The sequence below is a fragment of the Metasolibacillus meyeri genome, from assembly GCF_003049505.1.
GTDB classification, from domain to species: domain Bacteria; phylum Bacillota; class Bacilli; order Bacillales_A; family Planococcaceae; genus Metasolibacillus; species Metasolibacillus meyeri.
In genome coordinates, this window is record NZ_PYWN01000061.1 from 12,406 (window position 1) to 32,406 (window position 20,001).

At 38.5% G+C, this 20,001-nt stretch carries 18 protein-coding genes; 17 read left to right on the top strand and 1 reads right to left on the bottom strand.

What is annotated here, in order from left to right; all coding sequences use genetic code 11:
• The first annotated feature begins 73 nt into the window (after positions 1-73).
• The 6 genes from ruvA (at position 74) to C9J34_RS09700 (ending at position 5,207) form a co-directional block, all read left to right on the top strand.
• Complete coding sequence (gene ruvA / locus C9J34_RS09675; RefSeq protein WP_107839661.1) at positions 74-694, top strand: Holliday junction branch migration protein RuvA; 621 nt, start codon at positions 74-76, stop codon at positions 692-694.
• A gap of 12 nt (positions 695-706) precedes the next feature.
• Entirely contained in the window at positions 707-1,708 is a 1,002-nt protein-coding gene (gene ruvB, locus C9J34_RS09680) for a Holliday junction branch migration DNA helicase RuvB (RefSeq protein ID WP_107839662.1), read from the top strand.
• A gap of 17 nt (positions 1,709-1,725) precedes the next feature.
• Positions 1,726-2,763 carry a tRNA preQ1(34) S-adenosylmethionine ribosyltransferase-isomerase QueA gene (queA, locus tag C9J34_RS09685; protein ID WP_107839663.1) on the top strand — a complete coding sequence of 346 codons (1,038 nt, stop codon included), beginning with the start codon at positions 1,726-1,728 and terminating at the stop codon, positions 2,761-2,763.
• 106 nt (positions 2,764-2,869) lie between these two features.
• On the top strand, positions 2,870-4,015 hold the full coding sequence (gene tgt, locus C9J34_RS09690; RefSeq protein WP_107839664.1) for a tRNA guanosine(34) transglycosylase Tgt: 1,146 nt from the start codon (positions 2,870-2,872) through the stop codon (positions 4,013-4,015).
• A 123-nt stretch (positions 4,016-4,138) separates the two neighbouring features.
• A complete protein-coding gene (gene yajC, locus C9J34_RS09695) occupies positions 4,139-4,399 on the top strand; it encodes a preprotein translocase subunit YajC (protein WP_107839665.1) in 261 nt (86 codons plus the stop codon).
• Between the two features lie 160 nt (positions 4,400-4,559).
• On the top strand, positions 4,560-5,207 hold the full coding sequence (locus C9J34_RS09700) for a DUF421 domain-containing protein (protein ID WP_107839666.1): 648 nt from the start codon (positions 4,560-4,562) through the stop codon (positions 5,205-5,207).
• On the opposite strand, the gene C9J34_RS09705 is transcribed toward C9J34_RS09700, so the two are convergent.
• Positions 5,181-6,674 carry a putative polysaccharide biosynthesis protein gene (locus C9J34_RS09705; RefSeq protein ID WP_107839667.1) on the bottom strand — a complete coding sequence of 498 codons (1,494 nt, stop codon included), beginning with the start codon at positions 6,672-6,674 and terminating at the stop codon, positions 5,181-5,183. The genes C9J34_RS09700 and C9J34_RS09705 overlap by 27 nt on opposite strands.
• A 95-nt stretch (positions 6,675-6,769) precedes the next feature.
• On the opposite strand from C9J34_RS09705, the gene C9J34_RS09710 reads away from it, so the two are divergent.
• The 11 genes from C9J34_RS09710 (at position 6,770) to C9J34_RS09760 (ending at position 19,957) form a co-directional block, all read left to right on the top strand.
• Positions 6,770-7,072: a post-transcriptional regulator gene (locus C9J34_RS09710; RefSeq protein WP_107839668.1), complete on the top strand. Its 303-nt coding sequence runs from the start codon at positions 6,770-6,772 to the stop codon at positions 7,070-7,072.
• A gap of 297 nt (positions 7,073-7,369) precedes the next feature.
• Positions 7,370-9,634, top strand: coding sequence for a protein translocase subunit SecDF (gene secDF / locus C9J34_RS09715; RefSeq protein ID WP_107839669.1), 2,265 nt, complete (start codon positions 7,370-7,372; stop codon positions 9,632-9,634).
• 399 nt (positions 9,635-10,033) lie between these two features.
• Entirely contained in the window at positions 10,034-11,062 is a 1,029-nt protein-coding gene (locus tag C9J34_RS09720) for an AAA family ATPase (protein ID WP_107839716.1), read from the top strand.
• Positions 11,059-11,556, top strand: coding sequence for a hypothetical protein (locus C9J34_RS21930; protein WP_193768957.1), 498 nt, complete (start codon positions 11,059-11,061; stop codon positions 11,554-11,556). The genes C9J34_RS09720 and C9J34_RS21930 overlap by 4 nt, the downstream gene beginning before the upstream one ends.
• A gap of 201 nt (positions 11,557-11,757) precedes the next feature.
• Positions 11,758-12,150 (top strand): LapA family protein, encoded by a 393-nt coding sequence (locus tag C9J34_RS09730; protein ID WP_107839671.1) that lies wholly within the window; start codon positions 11,758-11,760, stop codon positions 12,148-12,150.
• An 89-nt stretch (positions 12,151-12,239) separates the two neighbouring features.
• Positions 12,240-14,552 carry a single-stranded-DNA-specific exonuclease RecJ gene (gene recJ / locus C9J34_RS09735; protein ID WP_107839672.1) on the top strand — a complete coding sequence of 771 codons (2,313 nt, stop codon included), beginning with the start codon at positions 12,240-12,242 and terminating at the stop codon, positions 14,550-14,552.
• 13 nt (positions 14,553-14,565) lie between these two features.
• The gene (locus C9J34_RS09740) at positions 14,566-15,078 is read left to right on the top strand and encodes an adenine phosphoribosyltransferase (RefSeq protein ID WP_107839673.1); all 513 of its coding nucleotides are present in this window, start codon (positions 14,566-14,568) and stop codon (positions 15,076-15,078) included.
• 323 nt (positions 15,079-15,401) lie between these two features.
• Entirely contained in the window at positions 15,402-17,591 is a 2,190-nt protein-coding gene (locus C9J34_RS09745; RefSeq protein ID WP_107839674.1) for a RelA/SpoT family protein, read from the top strand.
• Positions 17,592-17,703: 112 nt separating this feature from the next.
• Complete coding sequence (gene dtd, locus C9J34_RS09750) at positions 17,704-18,144, top strand: D-aminoacyl-tRNA deacylase (RefSeq protein ID WP_107839675.1); 441 nt, start codon at positions 17,704-17,706, stop codon at positions 18,142-18,144.
• A 141-nt stretch (positions 18,145-18,285) separates the two neighbouring features.
• The gene (locus C9J34_RS09755; RefSeq protein WP_107839676.1) at positions 18,286-19,539 is read left to right on the top strand and encodes an AAA family ATPase; all 1,254 of its coding nucleotides are present in this window, start codon (positions 18,286-18,288) and stop codon (positions 19,537-19,539) included.
• On the top strand, positions 19,532-19,957 hold the full coding sequence (locus C9J34_RS09760) for a hypothetical protein (protein ID WP_107839677.1): 426 nt from the start codon (positions 19,532-19,534) through the stop codon (positions 19,955-19,957). Before C9J34_RS09755 ends, C9J34_RS09760 begins: the two co-directional genes overlap by 8 nt.
• Positions 19,958-20,001 lie beyond the last annotated feature (44 nt).

The window sequence follows — 20,001 nt, forward strand, 5'->3', positions numbered from 1 at the left end:
CTGAAAATGACTTTTCAGACGCTCCTTACCTTCCTTTATGCTATAATGAATGCAGGATTGTGAGGGATGAAAGATGTATGATTATTTAAAAGGACAGGTGACGCGTATTACACCTGAATATGTCGTTTTAGAGCAACAAGGCATAGGCTGGCGATTGTTTACACCGAATCCATTTGCCTTTCAGAAAACAGCTGTAGAGCAGCAGGTTTTTTTACATATGCATGTGCGTGAGGATGCACAATATCTGTATGGATTTACGAGCTTAGATCAGCGTGAGTTATTCCGCAAATTAATTCAAGTTTCAGGTATTGGACCAAAGGGTGCATTAGCGATTTTAGCGACCGGGAATCCAGTGCAAGTCATTCAAGCAATTGAAATGGAAGACGAATCTTTTTTAATTAAATTTCCAGGTGTCGGCAAGAAAACAGCGCGTCAAATGATTTTAGATTTAAAAGGCAAGCTTGGAACGCTGTTAGATCATGTAGAGTTGCCGAGCACGGAGGAGGAACTTCCATTATTCGGCGCGAATCCGTATAAGCATGAGCTAGAAGAGGCACTATTAGCATTAATGGCACTTGGCTATGCGGAGCGTGAGCTAGCAAAGGTGCAGCCACAGCTTGAAGAAAACGAAGCGTTAACGACAACAGATGCTTATATGAAGCAAGCGTTACAGCTACTATTGAAATTAAAATAGGAGGAATAAGGAATGACAGATCGAGTGATTTCGAGCGAAGCGAATGCGGCAGAGGAACAGCTCGAGTATTCTTTACGCCCGCAGTCGCTTGCGCAATATATTGGACAGCATCAAGTAAAGGATAACTTAAAAATTTTCATCGAAGCAGCAAAGCAGCGTCAAGAATGTTTAGACCATGTGTTACTATACGGTCCACCAGGGCTCGGAAAAACAACGCTGGCGACTGTCATTGCTAATGAAATGGGTGTACAAGTTCGGATGACGAGTGGGCCAGCGATTGAACGACCAGGTGATTTAGCAGCAATTGTTAGCAGCTTAGAGCCGGGGGATGTCTTATTTATTGACGAGATTCACCGTTTACCACGCGCGATTGAGGAAGTGCTTTATCCTGCAATGGAGGATTTTTGTTTGGATATTGTGGTTGGCAAGGGTCCAGAGGCGCGCTCTATTCGTTTGGACTTGCCACCGTTTACACTAGTTGGTGCCACAACACGTGCTGGGGCGTTATCTGCACCGTTACGCGATCGCTTCGGTGTTTTATTGCGCCTTGAATTTTATGATGAGGAAGCTTTAGCACAAATCGTCATACGCAGTGGGCATCTTTTCGGTGTAGAAATGGATGAAACGGCAGCATATGAAATCGCCCGCCGTTCAAGGGGAACACCGCGTATTGCGAATCGCTTATTAAAACGTGTTCGTGACTACGCACAAGTCATAGGCGATGGACAAATTTCATTACCGCTTGCTCAGCAGGCGCTTGAGCTACTACAAGTTGATCCACTTGGTTTAGACCATATTGATCATAAATTATTAATGGCAATGCTTGAACGTTTCCGTGGAGGTCCAGTAGGCTTAGACACGCTGGCAGCATCGATTGGCGAGGAGCGCGTAACAATTGAGGATGTGTATGAGCCCTATTTATTGCAAATCGGCTTCGTGCAGAGAACACCGAGGGGACGTATTGCCACAGCACTCGCATACGAGCATTTCGGCATCACGCCACAACAAACTTAAATAAAAGGACGTTTTTTATGAAAGTAGAAGATTTTGATTTTGATTTACCAGAAGAGTTAATTGCACAAACACCACTATTAGACCGCACAGCAAGCCGTTTATTAGTTGTCAATCCAAATGAACAAACACTTGAGCACCACCAATTTGCGCATATTTTAGAGGAACTGCATGCAGGCGACTGCCTTGTGTTAAATGACACGCGTGTATTGCCTGCTCGCTTAATGGGCGTGAAAGAGGAGACAGGTGCGAATATCGAATTGCTATTGTTAAAGCAAACAAATGACGATGAATGGGAAACATTAGTGAAGCCTGCAAAGCGTGTGAAAATAGGTACGATGGTTACATTCGGCGAAGGTTTGCTGCGCGCGCAATGCGTTGGCGAACTTGACCATGGTGGGCGCATTTTCAAATTCCAATATGAAGGCATTTTTTATGAGATTTTAGAACGTTTAGGGGAAATGCCTTTACCGCCCTATATTCGTGAAAAGCTAGATGATCAGGAGCGCTATCAGACGGTTTATGCAAAGGAGCGCGGTTCAGCAGCTGCACCAACAGCAGGCTTGCATTTTACAGAGCCTTTGTTAGAGGCAATACGCGCAAAAGGGGTAGAAATTGCCTTCGTGACATTGCATGTCGGCTTAGGTACATTCCGTCCTGTAAGTGTTGATTCGATTGAGGAGCACGATATGCATTCGGAGTTTTATAGCGTATCGGAGGAAACGGCTACAGTCATTAACCGCACAAAGGCCAATGGCGGAAATGTCATTGCGGTAGGGACGACATCGACACGTACTTTAGAAACGGTCGCTTCGAAACATGACGGGAAAATTGTTGCGGAGCAAGGCTGGACAGCCATCTTCATCTATCCAGGCTACGACTTTAAAGCAGTAGACGGACTTATTACAAATTTCCATTTACCGAAATCAACGCTTGTTATGCTTGTCAGTGCTTTAGCAAGTAAAGAGACAATTTTACATGCCTATAAAGAGGCGGTAGCTGAACAATATCGTTTCTTTAGCTTCGGTGATGCGATGTTTATTCGTCCAGCAAAATAAATTGCTATTTCTAGGATAGCATTATAAAATAAGTTTTTGTGTGCATGGTCACATAGATAAATCCGAGGTACTGTTTTTACCTTTAGAAAATGAGAGGGATTTTTAAATGACACAACCAGCTATACGCTACGAACTAATTAAAACATGTAAACAAACAGGTGCACGCTTAGGTATCGTGCATACGCCGCATGGCTCGTTTGAAACACCGACATTTATGCCTGTTGGTACGCAAGCAACGGTAAAGGCGATGTCGCCAGAAGAGCTAAAGGAAATGAATGCGGGTATCATCTTATCAAATACGTATCATTTATGGCTGCGTCCAGGCAATGATATTGTGAAGGAAGCGGGTGGCTTGCATAAATTTATGAATTGGGATCGTCCAATTTTAACGGATTCAGGCGGCTTCCAAGTATTCTCTTTAAGCAAATTCCGCAAAATTGAAGAAGAGGGCGTATATTTCCGCAATCATTTAAACGGAGATAAGCTATTTTTAAGCCCTGAAAAGGCGATGGAGATTCAAAATGATTTAGGCTCAGATATTATGATGGCTTTCGATGAATGTCCACCATATCCAGCGACATATGACTATATGTTAAAGTCGGTTGACCGTACAACACGCTGGGCAAAGCGTTGTAAGGAGGCACATGGGCGTCCAGAGGAGCAAGGCTTGTTCGGCATTATTCAAGGTGGGGAATATGAGGAATTGCGCCGTCGCTCTGCGGAGGCGTTAGTGGAATTAGACTTCCCAGGCTATGCAATTGGTGGTTTATCTGTAGGAGAACCGAAAGATGTCATGAACCGCGTGTTAGATTTTACTGCACCATTAATGCCTGAAAATAAGCCACGCTATTTAATGGGCGTAGGTTCACCAGACTCACTAATCGATGGAGCGATTCGCGGTATTGATATGTTTGACTGTGTACTGCCAACACGTATTGCACGCAACGGTACATTAATGACATCAGAAGGGCGCATGGTCATTAAAAATGCCAAATTTGCACGCGATTTCCGACCAATCGATGAAAACTGTGATTGCTACACATGTAAAAATTATACGCGTGCTTATGTGCGTCATTTATTGCGTACAGAAGAAACATTTGGTCTGCGTTTAACGTCGTACCATAATTTGCGCTTCTTAATTAAATTAATGGAAAATGTCCGCCAAGCGATTCGCGAAGATCGCTTAGGTGATTTTAAAGAGGAGTTTTTCGAAAAATACGGCTATAATTTGCCTGATGCCAAAAACTTCTAAGCAAATTTGTCGTTAAACTAGAAAAATAACGAAAATTTAAGAAAATGAATAATTTCTAATCGCTTTTTGATAGTCATTTATACTATACTTAAGAAGTGAGATTTTGAAAGGGGGACAAGCAGAATGGAATCACTTTATTCTTTTTTACCGATTATTATCATGTTCGTTGCAATGTGGTTTATTTTAATCCGTCCAGCACAAAAAAGACAAAAAGCAACAGCGGAAATGCAAAATAATATTAAGCGCGGTGACCGTGTCGTGACGATTGGCGGTTTACATGGTGAAGTAGATGCAATCGAAGATGCGTTTATATATGTAATTATCGGTGATAATGTACGCGTGAAATTTGAAAGACAAGCGATTGGTCGAGTTTTAGTAGATTAATTGGCTACAAGCTGTTAGGGAAGTAGAAAGATGCTACTTTCCTAGCGGCTTTTTTGTTTGATTGAGCGAATCATTATCCTTGGCCTAGACAATGATTCATTAAAATCTCGTATATAAAAACCTCTTTTTGTTTACAATGAACAAAAAGAGGTTCTTTCGTATGCATGAATATTTGATGATTATCGTGAGGACATTGTTTGTTTATTTCCTTGTACTTTTCGTATTTCGTGTAATGGGCAAGCGTGAATTAGGTGAGCTGAGCATTTTAGATGTAGCTGTATATGTATTAATTGCTGAAGTGGCTGCTTTAGCGCTTGAAGATGTTGACAAGCCATTTTTTAAATCGATTTTGCCGATATTGCTCCTTTTTTCTATACAATATATTAACGCCATTTTTATTTTGAAAAATAAACGCTTGCGCGATGTAATTGATGGAGACCCTACTATTGTTGTACGCGATGGCGTTATTTTGGAAAATGCCATGGTCAAGCAACGTTATAATTTAGATGATTTATTTCAACAAATGCGCGAGCAAGGTGTCAGTTCTGTACAAACGATTTCCTTTGCCTTTTTAGAGCAATCCGGTAAGCTATCGATTTATCTGAAAGATGGTCCTGCGTTTGTTTTACCTATTATTGTCGATGGTTATTTAGATTTGAAGCATCTACGTTTAATTGGCAAAACAGAAGAGTGGTTAGAAGATGAGCTGCGTGCACAAGGAATCTATTCGGTGAAACGTGTTTTTTATGCTTGCTATGAAGATGGCAAATTATATGTGCAACTAAAGTCTCGAAAAAATAGCCCGTAAATAACGTAAATCTTGCCAACGAATTTGTTTAGTGCATATAAGTAATAGTGTAATCAGTGCCAATGTAATGGCACTATCAATCCAAAAATGCCCTGTAAAATGAACGAAATAGTGAACAATGCAAACGGTAATAAACGTCATATAAGGTATGACGAAAATTTGATAGCCGACACCGATGCGCGGATGCTGACGCAATGTTGCGATATGTAAAAATGATGTAATGAGTACACCAAAGCCAATCGCAATGATTGCACCTTTTTCTTGAATAAATGGCTGCGAAGCGAGGGCAAATAAAATAAAGAGCTTTGCTAAACCACCATATACCGAGTTCATCATGGCTGCGCGCGCCTCATCCACGGCTTGTAAAATCGAATGCAAGGGGCTTTGTACGTAATAAAAATAAAAAATTGGTGCCAATATTTTCATAAAACCCCGATTTTCTTCTAAATGAAAGAGCTTCATGGCAAGCTCATCCCCATAAATAAAAAAATAAGTAGCAGCAAAGCAACCGATAATAGATGACAGGCGTAACGATACAGCAACACGCTCCGTTAACACGGCTGTATTGTTACGTGCAACGGCATCGCTAACCGCTGGAATCAGCACAATGGCTAAAGCATTCGGTATGAATGAAGGGAATAATAATAGCGGGATATGCACACCCGAAATAACGCCATATAAAGTGGTCGCTGCTGATGCTGCAAGACCTGAAACCGTCAATGCCTTTAAAAAAATAATTGGCTCTAAAAACCATGTAAATGTACCGAACATTTTACTGCCAGCAGAAGGCAGTGCAATGCGAAATAACGGTGCAGCAGGGTAACTCGCTGATTTTTGGCTATATTTTTCCTTCGCATAATGGAATGCTAAAAATAATAAGGAGAAAATTTCACCAAGCAATGTAATAAGCATTGCACCAGCGGCAGTCATACTCGCATCAATATTGACGAAATACGGCAAAAGTAGCATGACGAGTGCAATACGTAAAACCTGCTCCAGCAATTGGGCCCAAGCAGTAGGCGTGATTTTTGCTAAACCTTGCAAATAAGCTTTGATTAAGCTTGCATAAACAACGATTGGTACAGTGAACAGCGATACCTTTAATGTGAGTGCAATGGCCTCGTTTTGTAGCAATGTGCGAGCGAGCCATGGCAAGGCAAAATAAAGTGGTGGTAATAATAAGAAAATGGCAACAGTAGAAATAATAATGGCCTTTGTCATGACCGCTTGTACATCGGCATTGCGTTTTTTTGCACGAAGTTCTGCCGTCAGCTTAGCAACAGCGATGGGTAAACCGAGCTGTGCAATCGCAATAAAAAAAATAAATGTTGGATAAGCCGTCATATAAATACCGACTGCTTCTTCACCAGCAATGCGCATAAATTGCATGCGATAAATAAAGCCGAAGCATTTTGATAAAAAAATGACAAATATTAAAAATATTGTACCTTTTATAAATGATGCCATGAGCGCCATCCCTTCTCAACATATCTTTTTTGATATACACTATTTGTATGCATGACTAGTAGTGATTACAACTTTAAAAACGAGGTGGGCAGATTATGACGATTCGTTATAAAGAGCTTTTTGACCATGTGGACGTTGTACTTCAAAGCAAGCTAGAAGAATTTCATTTTCTTCAATACCAATCACTAACAGAGGAGGAGCTTTGGAATTATTGCATTGATCGAAAATGGCGTAAAAAAGAAATTGCAAGCTTGTCAATTTCTGAAATAGTGGCAACTATTTTTGACCTAACAGCGTCAGAAGTATTAAATTATCACCGCTTCGTCTCACATCAAGCATTAGACTTACAAAGTGAGTTAGCAGCAGTGCTATTTAACTCTGGAAATGCTGATATATGAATAGTTGCACGCCAAGTTAAATATTTGTACTTACAGTTGCTTCGTTTTCAAGTAAAAATATCGATCGCTCCACTTTTGCTATAAAAGCATTTACTGAATTGCGAAGAAAAGCTCTATTCAATATTTGACAGCTAGCCAATCGTGTTTCATAATAAGCATATTGTGTGTATTCGTTTTTTAGAAGGAAGTTTGTTGGCTGCTGAACAGGTGGCCGCTACATAAGTGAACGGAGAACATGGCGCATAGGCGCTTTTTCTCATGCACAAATTCGTGCGACAAGTTAGAGGAGGATTTACAATGAAATTAGTTAACCGTGTTATTACCTTTACGCTGATTGTGTTATTGCTATTTACAGGTATGGGTACGACGGTTCAAGGAGTTTTAGATAAAGTAAAACTTGGCTTGGATTTACAAGGTGGTTTTGAAGTATTATATGAAGTTGAAACGCTAGACGGCTCGAAGGTCACACCAAGTGTTTTATCAGATACAAACGCGGCGTTAAACCGACGCGTGAACGCATTTGGTGTAAGTGAACCGTCCATCTCTATTGAAGGAGAAAATCGCATTCGTGTACAGCTAGCTGGCTTAGATGATCAATCATCTGCGCGTGAGCTTTTATCAAGTACAGCGAATTTAACATTCCGTGACGTAGATGACAATATTTTGTTAGATGGAATGGATTTAAAAGAGGGCGGTGCAGTTGGTACATTCAATGATACGAATCAGCCAATTGTAACATTAACATTGAAAGATGCAGCAAAATTTGCTGAGGCAACACGCCAAGTCATTGCCAAAGGACCAGGGAAAAACCTTCTTGTTGTTTGGTTAGACTTTGAAGAGGGTGTAGACTCTTATGCGGCTGAAGCAGTGAAGGAAGAACCAAAATTTGCGTCTGCAGCAACTGTAAGCGAAGTATTAAATACAACAAACGTGATGATTCAAGGGAATTTCACAACGGAGGAAACAAAAAACCTTGCATCTATTTTAAATTCAGGTTCATTACCTGTTAAATTAACAGAGATTTACTCGACTTCAGTCGGTGCACAATTCGGTGAAAAAGCGTTAACAAGCACTGTATTTGCTGGTGTCGTTGGGGTACTATTAATTTTCGTATTTATGCTATTGTACTACCGTTTACCAGGGATTATTGCCATTATTACATTAACGGTGTTTACGTATCTTGTGCTTGTTGTCTTTAACGGTATTAATGCAGTTTTAACATTACCAGGGATTGCAGCGGTCGTTCTCGGTATCGGGATGGCGGTCGATGCGAATATTTTAACGGCTGAACGTATTCGTGAGGAATTACGTGTTGGTCATGATATTAAAGATGCATTTAGACTAGGCTCTAAGCAATCGTTATCTGCGATTGTTGATGCGCAGTTAACGACATTGCTTGTGGCAATTGTTTTATTCTATTTTGGGACAAGCTCTGTAAAAGGGTTTGCAACAACATTAATTATTACGATTTTACTAAGCTTTGTGACGGCTGTTTGGGGCTCTCGTATGCTATTAGGCTTGCTTGTCAACAGCGGCTACTTCGATAACTCTGCTTGGTATGGGATTGCAAAATCAAAGCAGCATAAATTAGAGGATGGCTTAAGAGCGCTTGATTTAACAACGAAATTTGACCGATTAGATTTTGTAGGTCATCGTCGCAAATTTTATGCCTTTTCGATGTTAATTTTAGTTGTCGGAGTAGCGATTATTGGTATTTTCCGTTTGAATTTAGGAATCGATTTCTCAAGTGGTACGCGTGTTGAATTTGAAGCAGATCGCACCGTGACGCAGGAGGAAATGGTTGACTATTTAGATAGCATCGGCTTCCCAGGTGAGGATGTTGTCATTTCTGGTGATGCGCAAAACATTGCTGTTGCGCGTTATAAAACGGAATTTTCTCAGCAGGAAATTTTAGATTTTAAAGCGAAAGTACAGGCTGAGTTCAATCATGAACCAAGCGTTAGCGCAGTATCATCAACTGTCGGGGAAGAGCTAGTGAAAAATGCCCTTAAGGCTTTAGTCATCTCGGCAATTGGTATCATCATCTATGTAGCGATTCGCTTTGAATGGCGCATGGGGATTGGTACAATCGTGTCATTAGCGCATGACGTATTCTTTATTGTCGCGATTTTCAGCTTGCTGCGATTAGAAGTTGAAATTACATTTGTTGCGGCTGTTTTAACGATTGTTGGTTACTCGATTAACGATACGATTGTTACATTTGACCGTATTCGTGAAAATGTGGAGCATGCAGGAAAAATTGCAACGAAGGAAGAATTGGCGAATATTGTGAACAAATCACTTCGTCAAACGATGGGACGTTCTGTCAATACAGTATTAACGGTTATTATTGTCGTTGTCGCACTTATTTTCCTAGGTGCACCATCGATTCAAAACTTCTCTATCGCCTTATTAATTGGTCTTGTAACAGGTATGTACTCGTCAATTTGTATCGCTGCGCAAATTTGGTACTCATTAAAAGTACGTGAGATGGACAAAACAGGTGGCGCTGTCGTGAAAAAAGAGAAAAAACAATGGGGTTCAGACGAGCCAGTTGTGTAAAATAGAGCTGTCAGGGAATTTTCCTGACAGCTTATTTTAATGCCATGTATCAATTACACCGAGACATAATTGATTTCATCTTAAATTGTAAATAATATAGATATAGAAAGGTTTCATATTTTGTAAGTTAAAAGTTGATAATGGTATAATATTTTAATGGAACGTGAATGACTAATGTATATACTATAAAAACGTTCTTTAACTAGAATTAAAATTGAGCTAATGGTACAGAGAAATCATCTATTATTAATGCAACAGTGACATCTCTATCAGTAATGGTCGATAAAATTTCATGTAGCGTTTCTAAAAAGGTAGTTTTGATGAAGGTCAAACTTCTTGATAAATAAGAGGTTTGGTATTTTTGCTATAGCAAGTGATTGCATGAAAGGGGCTGTGCATATGACGATTCAAAATATTCATTTAAGTAATTTTACTGTTTTTGAGCAGTTAAATCTTGAATTTTGTGAAGGAATTAATCTATTTATCGGTGATAATGGTACAGGAAAGACACATTTAATGAAGCTAATCTATTCAGCGTGTAAGGCAGCGGATCCAAGAATTTCATTTTCACAAAAAATTGTGAATACATTTAGACCAGATGAATTTAAAATTGGCAGGCTTGTTCATAGACGACAGGGAACAACTAGCTCAAGCGTCAAAATTCGAGCAAAAAAAGAGGGAACAGTCAAAACTTTATCGATAAACTTCAGTACGAAAACAATGAAATGGGATGCAGAAGTGAAGCATGAGGAAAGTTGGGAAAAGATATTAAGTAACATCGAGAGTACCTTTATTCCCGCAAAAGAAATTTTATCGAATTCGTATAATATTATTTCGGCAAATGAAAAAAATAATGTGGATTTCGATGATACGTATATCGATATTATTCATTCTGCAAAAGTGGATATTTCGGCTGGACGCAATGCACAGAGTAAAAAGCAACAACTTGAAAGACTTGAAAAAATTATCGAAGGAAAAGTTTTCTTTGATGTGCCAAAAGATAAGTTTTATTTAAAATATGGTCAATCGAAAGTAGAGTTTAATTTGGTGGCTGAGGGGATTCGAAAAATTGCTTTGCTTTGGCAATTAATAAAGAATGGAACTCTCGAAAAAGGCTCTATTTTATTTTGGGACGAGCCTGAAGCGAATATTAATCCGGTTCATATTCCATTGCTTGTAGATATGCTATTAGAATTGCAAAACGGGGGCGTACAAATCTTTATCTCCACACATGATTATACATTATGTAAATACTTCGATATCAAAGCACGCACTGAAGGCACAGTCAAATTTCATTCACTCTATAAAACAGAGCGTGGTGTGAAATGTGAAAGTAGTGAAAAATTTAAAAATTTAGAGAGAAATACAATTAGAGATACATTTATTCAACTCTATAAAGATGAAGTCAAGATGGAGATGGAAGCATGATACAAGTCAGCGAATCGGATATGCTATTTGAGTTTGAAGAAAATCAAATTTTTTCTATTGAAAATTCTCGACTGCATACTGAAATTGGTAAGGGCATTAAATCGGTTGAATTTGTTGTTTCGTTAAAGGAACAGGAATTTGTTTTTATTGAAGCGAAGTCAAGTTCACCACAGCCCACAAAGGACAATCAAGAAAAATTTGATACATTTATACAGGACGTATCGGATAAATTTGTTCATGCTTTCAATATGTTTTTAACGGCTATTTTACGCAGATACCATGATGAGGCAATCCCTATCAATTTTTTAGAGATGAATAAGCAAGAAGCTACGTTTAAATTTATTTTAATTATAAAAGGGCATCAAATTGAATGGTTACAACCCTTGCAAGATGCATTTTCTAAAAGCTTACTATACCACCGTAAAATTTGGGGAAGTCATGTAATTGTCATGAATGAAGAACTAGCAAGAGATTATAGGTTAGTGAAAGAATAGATTGGCTGAATCATTTCGGTTGATGATCTCTATTTAAATGAAATACAAACTAAAAAGTGTCTAAAAGGGGGCTTCATGCACCTTTTAGACACTTTGTTAGATGTCCATTTACCAAACCCAAGAATATGCCAACACGCTGAATTTGATTTACGTACAACCAAATACAGGATAAAATAGAGGGTATAGAGGAGGCATTTATTGATGAAAACACAATGGACATTATTAATCGGCTTAGTTTTTGCAATTATTATCGCAGTTTTTGCGGTTGTCAATGTTGACCAAGTACCTGTCAATTATATTTTTGGTGAGGCACATTGGCCACTGATTCTTGTCATTTTAGGCTCAGCCTTGATTGGTGCTGTCATCTCTGCATCGTTCGTCTTTTTTAATTTATTTAGCAAAACACGCCAAATTAAACATTTAACAAAAGACTTAGAGCAACGAGATCACCAAATGGAGCGATTGGAGCAAGATTTACAGCAAAGAGACTACCAAATTAATCGCTTGGAGCAAGATTTAAACGTAAAAATACAACAACAAACACAGTTACCAAACAAGGAGCAAGAAATTATACAAGTAGAAGAACGACAATAGAGGGATCATCTGAAAAGTATTTAGCTTTTCAGATGGTCCTTTATTCTGTATTACTGTTATAATGAGTACGTTAAAGGAAGTGAATAGAAATGGTTAGTTTAAATAAAAAGTGGGTAATACAGCGTCCAAATGAGCAACATGTACAGCATTTGCAGGAGCAATTAAAGCTTTCACCTATCGCTGCAAAAATTTTAGTGGCACGTGGCTGTCAAACAGTAGAGCAAGCACAAAAAATTCTAACAATAGATGAAAATGCATTGCATGATCCATTTTTATTACATAATATGGACAAAGCCGTTGCGCGTATCCAGCAAGCGCTTGAAGCGGGAGAAAAAGTGTTAATATTTGGTGATTATGACGCGGATGGTATTACAAGTACAACTGTCATGCTACATACGTTACTCGACTTAGGAGCAGATGTCGATTTCGTTATACCAAATCGCTTTACGCATGGCTACGGTCCAAATGAGCAGTTATTCCGTGAAGCGCATGCTAGGGGTGTTCAATTAATTATCACGGTTGATAACGGAATCAGTGGCATTGAACCGATACGTGTAGCGAAGGAGCTTGGTATGGATGTGATTGTAACAGATCACCATGAGGCAGGGGAAACATTGCCACCTGCTGATATTATTATCCATCCACGCGTGCCAGAGGGACATTATCCTTGTGCTGAGCTTGCGGGTGTTGGCGTTGCATTTAAAGTAGCGCATGCGTTATACGGTGAAGTGCCAACGCATTTATACGAGCTTGTAGCAATAGGGACAATTGCAGATTTAGTTCCTTTGGTAGATGAAAATCGCTATATTGTTCAGCAAGGCATAAAGTATTTACGCCAATCACAAAGCCCGTGGGTACAAGCTTTTTGTAAAGTAGCGAGTGCAACACAGTCAGAAATTAATGAGGAAACAATTGGCTTCTATTTCGGTCCACGTCTCAATGCCATTGGACGACTTGGTGATGCGATGCCAGGTGTGCATTTTATGATGAGCGAGGATTATGAGACAGCAAAGGAATTAGCCGAGCTGCTCAATGCAAAAAATACGGAACGAAAACAGATTGTGTCAACCATTACAGAAGAGGCGGAAGCAATGATTGAGGCGGATAATAAGCTAAAAGATGCGCATGTTTTAGTCGTTGCACAAGAAGGCTGGAATCCTGGCGTTGTAGGTATTGTTGCTTCAAGACTTGTTGAAAAATATTATCGACCAACGATTGTTTTATCACTTGATACAGAGAAGGGAACAGCAAAAGGCTCAGCCCGGAGTATCGATGGTTTCCATTTGTTCAATGAACTTGCGAAAAATCGCGATATATTACCGCATTTTGGTGGGCATCCAATGGCAGCGGGGATGACGTTAGCAATGGAACATGTAGAGTTATTGCAGGAGCGTTTAAATGAGCAGGCACGAGGCTGTTTAACGGTTGAGCAATTAATTCCACAGCTAACGATTGATGTACCTGTTGAGCTAAGCGAGGTTACAGTTGAAGCGATTGAAGAAATTCAGCAGCTTGGCCCGTTTGGCACGGACTTTCCAAAGCCTGTTTTTGCCTTAGAGCAAGTGAAAGTGAGTGCGATGCGTAAAATTGGTGCAGGTGAAAATCATTTAAAATTAGAATTGGATGATGGCTATTGTACAATTGATGCGGTTGGCTTTAATAAAGGTTATTTATTTAATGAAATATCTTATGGAGTTGCTTTATCCTTCGTTGGCGATTTACAAATTAATGAATGGCAAAACCGTAAAAAGCCACAATTTATGGTACAAGATGTGCAATCAAAGGAATGGCAATTATTCGATTTGCGCGGGAAAAAGCAAATATCGAATATTCCACAAGAAGAAACGTTATTTGTTGTTTTTGATGACCAACTCGTACCTTATTTTGAACAGCAATTGCAAGTGTCAGTGACGCTTGCTGAGCATGTAGAAAGAGAACAAAAATCATATGTAGCTGTGCTCGATTTGCCTCCTAGCGAAGAAAGCTTTACGAAGCTATTACAAGCGCTACAGCCACAGCGTATTTATGCGCATTTTTATACCGCGACTTCGCATTATTTTAGCGGTATGCCAACACGTCAGCATTTCAGTTGGTACTATAGCTTTTTAAAGAAGCGTCCAGGTTTTTCATTGCAACAACATATTGAACCACTAGTGAAGCATATTGGGCTCAATGTCGATGTAATTAATTTTATGACAAAGGTGTTTTTTGAGTTAGGATTTGTTACAATAGAGAATGGTCTGACAACAGTTGTTGAAGATGCGCCAAAGCAAGCATTGGAAACAGCGCATGTCTACAAAGTACGTTCAGCACAAATACAGCTAGAGCAAAAGCTACTATACGCTACTTATAGTGAGCTGAAGCAATGGTTAGATAGTCAAATGACGCAAGTGGATTCCTAAGGAGGAGTAAGTAATGGATTTAAAGCAGTACGTAACAACGGTGGAAAATTGGCCGAAAGAAGGAATTAGTTTCAAGGATATTACAACAATTATGGATAATGGCCAAGCCTATAAATATGCAACAGATCAAATTGTTACATATGCAAAAGAGCTAGGTGCAGAAATTATTGTAGGGCCAGAAGCACGTGGCTTTATTATCGGCTGCCCAGTAGCCTATGCATTAGAAATTGGTTTTGCACCCGTTCGTAAACCAGGTAAATTACCACGTGAAGTAGTGAGCGTTGATTACGGTTTAGAATATGGAAAAGATACATTAACAATGCACCGTGATGCCATTAAGCCAGGTCAAAAAGTAATGATTTGCGATGATTTATTAGCAACTGGTGGTACGGTAGAAGCAACAATTCGCTTAATTGAGCAATTAGGTGGCACAGTAGTAGGTTGCGCATTTTTAATCGAGTTGTCTGAATTAAGCGGACGCGAAAAAATTGGCAACTACCCAATTAAAGCATTGATTCAATATTAAGGATAAGGCTGTGTGAATTTTTTCGCACGGTCTTTTTTATTTGATTAGGCGAATTATGGCTTTTGAACCGTAAAATAGCTAACTACTTTTCAACTTCGTTGGGCGAATTAGCGCATTGGCTGGGCGAATTTTGATTTTCGTTGGGCGAATTTCACCATTCGTTGGGCAAATCGTGGTTTTCTAACTATAAAATCAGCTTTTCCGTTAAAAAAAGTTCATAATTATAAACTAAATGCGAACGTGTCTTTACAACAGCTACATATTTTATATAAAATTGAGTTTATACATGAATCGTGAAAATATATGAACAAGGTGGATATGCAATGGCGAAAGAACAAATTTTAGCGCCCGAAGATGTTTTCGAGCTCGTTAAATCCTATATGAATAATGAACACGTTGACTTTGTAAAAAAGGCTTACGAGGTTGCGAAGGAATCACACAAAGAGCAATTCCGTAGCTCAGGAGAACCATACATTATTCACCCTGTACAAGTAGCAGGAATATTAGCTGAGTTGCAAATGGACCCGGAAACCGTCGCAGCAGGTTTTTTACATGATGTCGTTGAAGATACACCAATGACGCGTGAAGACTTAGTGCGCGAGTTTAATGAAGAAGTGGCTATGCTCGTTGATGGTGTAACGAAGCTAGGGAAAATTAAATATATGTCGAAAGAAGAGCAACAAGCTGAAAATCATCGCAAAATGTTTGTGGCGATGGCACAGGATATTCGTGTTATTTTAATTAAACTAGCTGACCGTCTGCATAATATGCGTACATTAAAGCATTTGCCGACTGAAAAGCAACGCCGCATTTCAAATGAAACACTGGAAATTTTTGCGCCTCTTGCCCATCGTTTAGGGATTTCCACAGTGAAATGGGAGCTGGAGGATACGGCATTACGCTATTTAAACCCACAGCAATATTATCGCATTGTCAGCTTAATGAAGAAAAAACGTGATGAACGTGAAGCGTATTTAGATAATGTGATGGATGAAATTAAATCACAGCTTGATGAGATAGAAATTGATGCAGATATATATGGGCGACCAAAGCATATTTATAGCATTTATCGTAAAATGGCGATGCAAAAAAAGCAATTTAATGAAATTTATGACTTATTAGCTGTTCGTATTTTAGTAGATAGCATCAAGGACTGCTATGCGGTGCTTGGTATCGTTCACACATTGTGGAAGCCGATGCCAGGTCGCTTTAAAGATTATATTGCGATGCCGAAGCAAAATTTATATCAATCTCTGCATACGACAGTGATTGGCCCATATGGTGACCCATTGGAAGTGCAAATTCGTACGAAGGAAATGCACAAAATTGCTGAATACGGGATTGCAGCACACTGGGCATATAAAGAAGGCAAAACAGTGGAGCGTAGCAAGGAAAGTATCGATCAAAAATTAAGCTGGTTCCGTGAAATTTTGGAATTCCAAAATGAATCATCGAATGCTGAAGAATTTATGGAATCATTAAAATTCGATTTATTTTCAGATATGGTCTATGTCTTTACACCAAAGGGCGATGTGATTGAGCTTCCAGCAGGCTCTGTACCGATTGATTTTGCTTATCGTGTCCATTCAGAGGTCGGCAATAAAACCATTGGTGCAAAAGTAAATGGCAAGATGGTTCCGCTGGATACCCCTTTAAAAACAGGGGATATTATTGAGGTAATGACATCGAAGCAATCATTCGGGCCGAGCCGAGATTGGATTAAAATTGCACAAAGCTCCCAAGCCAAAAATAAAATCAAGCAATACTTCAAGAGAAATTTACGTGAAGATAGCGTGAATAAAGGCAAGGAGTTAATTGAAAAAGAAATTAAGTCGCAAGAGTTTGTGCTGAAAGATGTTGTGACGCCAGAAAATATGAAGCGAGTCATTGAAAAATTCAACTATACGCATGAGGATGACATATATGCAGCTGTTGGTGTAGGTGGTATAACGGCACAGCAAATCGTTAATCGCTTAGCGGAAAAAATGCGTAAAGAGCGTGAGCAAGAGGAAGCGCTTGAAAAAATCGTCAAAGAAATGCAAAATCCAAAGCCAAAACGCACAACAGAATCGGGTGTTATCGTAAAAGGAATCGATAACTTACTTATTCGCTTGTCACGTTGCTGTACACCTGTGCCAGGTGATGAAATTGTTGGCTTTATCACAAAAGGGCGCGGCGTTTCGGTGCATCGAGCAGATTGCCCAAATATTCAAGATGATGATAAAGAGCGCTTAATCGCTGTTGAATGGGAAGAAGGTGCAATTGAGCGCAAGCAATACCCTGTCGATATTGAAATTTCCGCCTATGATCGCCACGGCATTTTAAATGATGTTATGCAAGTCGTGAGCGAGTCAAAAACGAATATTTTAGCTGTTACAGGACGTGCAGATCGAGAAAAAATCGCAACATTGCATTTAACTATCTCCATTTCAAGTATTAATGAATTAAATAAAGTCGTTGATAAAATTAAGCAATTGCCTGATGTTTATTCGGTGCAACGTGTCATTAACTAAAGTAATAAAGTGAAACTACCAAGCGTGTTTTATAGGCTGTTGATTTTCCGCTGAAACATTTTTGAAGTGGGAATTTTACAGTCTATTAATACGGAATAAAAGAGGGAATCGTATGAAAGTTGTACTTCAACGAGCGAAAAATGCTTCGGTTACAGTGAATGGTCACATTACAGGAGCGATTGACAAAGGCTATGTTTTGTTGGTCGGCATTACGCATAGCGATACGCTAGAAGATATTCAGTATGTAGCAAAAAAGATAGCAGAATTACGAATTTATGAAGATGAAAATGGTAAGATGAATCGTTCGATTTTAGAGGAAGGTGGCGCGATTTTATCCATTTCGCAATTTACATTGTATGCGGATATAAAAAAGGGACGTCGCCCAAGCTTTGTGGAAGCGGCACGCCCTGACTATGCAGAAGGTTTATGGCAAGCCTTTAACAAAGAGTTAAGCACATATGGTCTGCAAGTTGAAACAGGTGTTTTCGGTGCAATGATGGACGTTGCACTCGTTAATGACGGCCCTGTAACGATCATTGTGGAGTCGAAGTAAAGAATGGCTGTCATGAAAGCTTGCTGGAAGCAAGTTTTTTGTGACAGCCATTGCTGTATGAACATTTAGTTCTCGTGCTATAATAGGAAGAGAAAACATAGAATAATTGTATGGAAATGGAGAAAGAAGGGATGTGAAAAGATGAAATTATCCTTAAAAAATATAGGGAAAATTAAAGAGGCATCCGTTGAAATAAAAGGTATAACAGTAATTGCTGGGGAAAATGATACTGGTAAAAGTACAGTAGGGAAAACATTGTTTGCAGTGTTTAATAGTTTTTATCAGATTGAGGAACAGATTAAGCGAGAGCGTGTTAAAAGTGTGGCGGATATTCTTGAAAGGTTATACAAAAAACAAGCTAATATACTCTTTATTCATACAGAAAATTTAGCAGAAACGATTGTTCGTGATGTATGGGGGTATTTATCTGATAAAACAGTTAATAAAGATGAATTAATAAAAAAAATTATAGGATTTACATCTTTACATGAAGATGTATTTTTAGATGAGGCTTGTAAAGACATATTAACAATATTAAATATACCAAACGAAGATATTATCAAAGCCATTTTAAATAAAAAATTAGATGTAGAGTTTAACGGTCAAATCAATAATATCTTTACAGAAGAAATTGGTTTAATTCAATTTTCGATTAAAGAGTCTATTATGTCTATTTCTTTAAAAGATGATAGTGTAGTGGAGGTTGAAAATATTATCCCTCTACAAACTGAAGCTATTTACATTGATAATCCATTTGTGTTAGATGAAGCAAGCAATATGCCATATTCTCAAGTTCATCATAGCTATACACATCATCGGAATCATTTGAAAAGCAAACTATTGATGGAAAAAAGTGAAGTGAAGGTCATTAACGAAATTATTACGACAAATAAATTTGAACATATTTATAACAAGATTAATGCTGTTTGTAGTGGCGATGTTGTCAAAACTCAACGTTCAGGAGTTGGCTACAGAAAACGTAGCACAGAGAAAGTTTTAGATGTACGAAACCTGTCATCAGGTTTAAAAACATTTATTATTTTAAAAACTTTATTGACGAATGATATATTAAAGCCCAATGGTACGATTATTTTGGACGAGCCTGAAATCCACTTACATCCAGAATGGCAATTATTATTTGCTGAACTAATCGTGCTGATTCAAAAAGAATTTAGTATGCATATTTTATTAACTACTCACAGTCCTTATTTTTTAAATGCGATTGAAGTATACTCGGCTAAACATGGGGTTGCGGATAAATGTAAATATTATTTAGCAACTGTAAAAGAGGATTCTTCTTTGATTGAAGATGTGTCAGATAATATCGAAATGATTTATAGCAAATTAGCAAGACCTCTTCAAGATTTAGAAAATGAGAGGTATCAGGATGATTAATATTGAAGATTTTCCTATTTTCCAAAATAATCTTTTATCGTTAAAAGAATTATCTAAAGATGACGGCGATAAGAATAATATTATTTATATGACCAACTCTGAAGTATTGGCTGTAGATTTCGATCAAGTAAAGACGCAATATACGAATGAGTTAGGGTTGTCAGAGGAGGTCGCATCATCCTGCGATGCTATCACTTATCATGCAAATCATATTACGTTTGTTGAGTTTAAAAATGGCAATATGAAGAATGCAAAAGCGAATGTGAAAAGTAAAATTAAAGATAGCCTATTGATTTTTTGTGATATAACGAATACAAAAATTATTGATACACGTGAAAAAGTTGATTTCATTTTGGTATATAATCAAGAGAAAAATCCAGCATCAAATCAAGAGATACTATTGCTAAATATTTTTTAGCAAAAGGAAAACAGGAGCTTATTCGATTCGATTTAGAACGATTT

Bases quoted from the DNA above. Each gene is read 5' to 3' on its own strand.
- C9J34_RS09745 (WP_107839674.1), top strand. From the start codon at position 15,402: ATGGCGAAAGAACAAATTTTAGCGCCCGAAGATGTTTTCGAGCTCGTT.
- C9J34_RS09700 (WP_107839666.1), top strand. From the start codon at position 4,560: ATGCATGAATATTTGATGATTATCGTGAGGACATTGTTTGTTTATTTC.
- C9J34_RS09740 (WP_107839673.1), top strand. From the start codon at position 14,566: ATGGATTTAAAGCAGTACGTAACAACGGTGGAAAATTGGCCGAAAGAA.
- C9J34_RS09755 (WP_107839676.1), top strand. From the start codon at position 18,286: ATGAAATTATCCTTAAAAAATATAGGGAAAATTAAAGAGGCATCCGTT.
- tgt (WP_107839664.1), top strand. From the start codon at position 2,870: ATGACACAACCAGCTATACGCTACGAACTAATTAAAACATGTAAACAA.
- dtd (WP_107839675.1), top strand. From the start codon at position 17,704: ATGAAAGTTGTACTTCAACGAGCGAAAAATGCTTCGGTTACAGTGAAT.
- C9J34_RS09705 (WP_107839667.1), bottom strand. From the start codon at position 6,674: ATGGCATCATTTATAAAAGGTACAATATTTTTAATATTTGTCATTTTT.
- yajC (WP_107839665.1), top strand. From the start codon at position 4,139: ATGGAATCACTTTATTCTTTTTTACCGATTATTATCATGTTCGTTGCA.
- ruvA (WP_107839661.1), top strand. From the start codon at position 74: ATGTATGATTATTTAAAAGGACAGGTGACGCGTATTACACCTGAATAT.
- recJ (WP_107839672.1), top strand. From the start codon at position 12,240: ATGGTTAGTTTAAATAAAAAGTGGGTAATACAGCGTCCAAATGAGCAA.
- C9J34_RS09710 (WP_107839668.1), top strand. From the start codon at position 6,770: ATGACGATTCGTTATAAAGAGCTTTTTGACCATGTGGACGTTGTACTT.
- C9J34_RS21930 (WP_193768957.1), top strand. From the start codon at position 11,059: ATGATACAAGTCAGCGAATCGGATATGCTATTTGAGTTTGAAGAAAAT.
- queA (WP_107839663.1), top strand. From the start codon at position 1,726: ATGAAAGTAGAAGATTTTGATTTTGATTTACCAGAAGAGTTAATTGCA.
- C9J34_RS09760 (WP_107839677.1), top strand. From the start codon at position 19,532: ATGATTAATATTGAAGATTTTCCTATTTTCCAAAATAATCTTTTATCG.
- C9J34_RS09730 (WP_107839671.1), top strand. From the start codon at position 11,758: ATGAAAACACAATGGACATTATTAATCGGCTTAGTTTTTGCAATTATT.
- secDF (WP_107839669.1), top strand. From the start codon at position 7,370: ATGAAATTAGTTAACCGTGTTATTACCTTTACGCTGATTGTGTTATTG.
- ruvB (WP_107839662.1), top strand. From the start codon at position 707: ATGACAGATCGAGTGATTTCGAGCGAAGCGAATGCGGCAGAGGAACAG.
- C9J34_RS09720 (WP_107839716.1), top strand. From the start codon at position 10,034: ATGACGATTCAAAATATTCATTTAAGTAATTTTACTGTTTTTGAGCAG.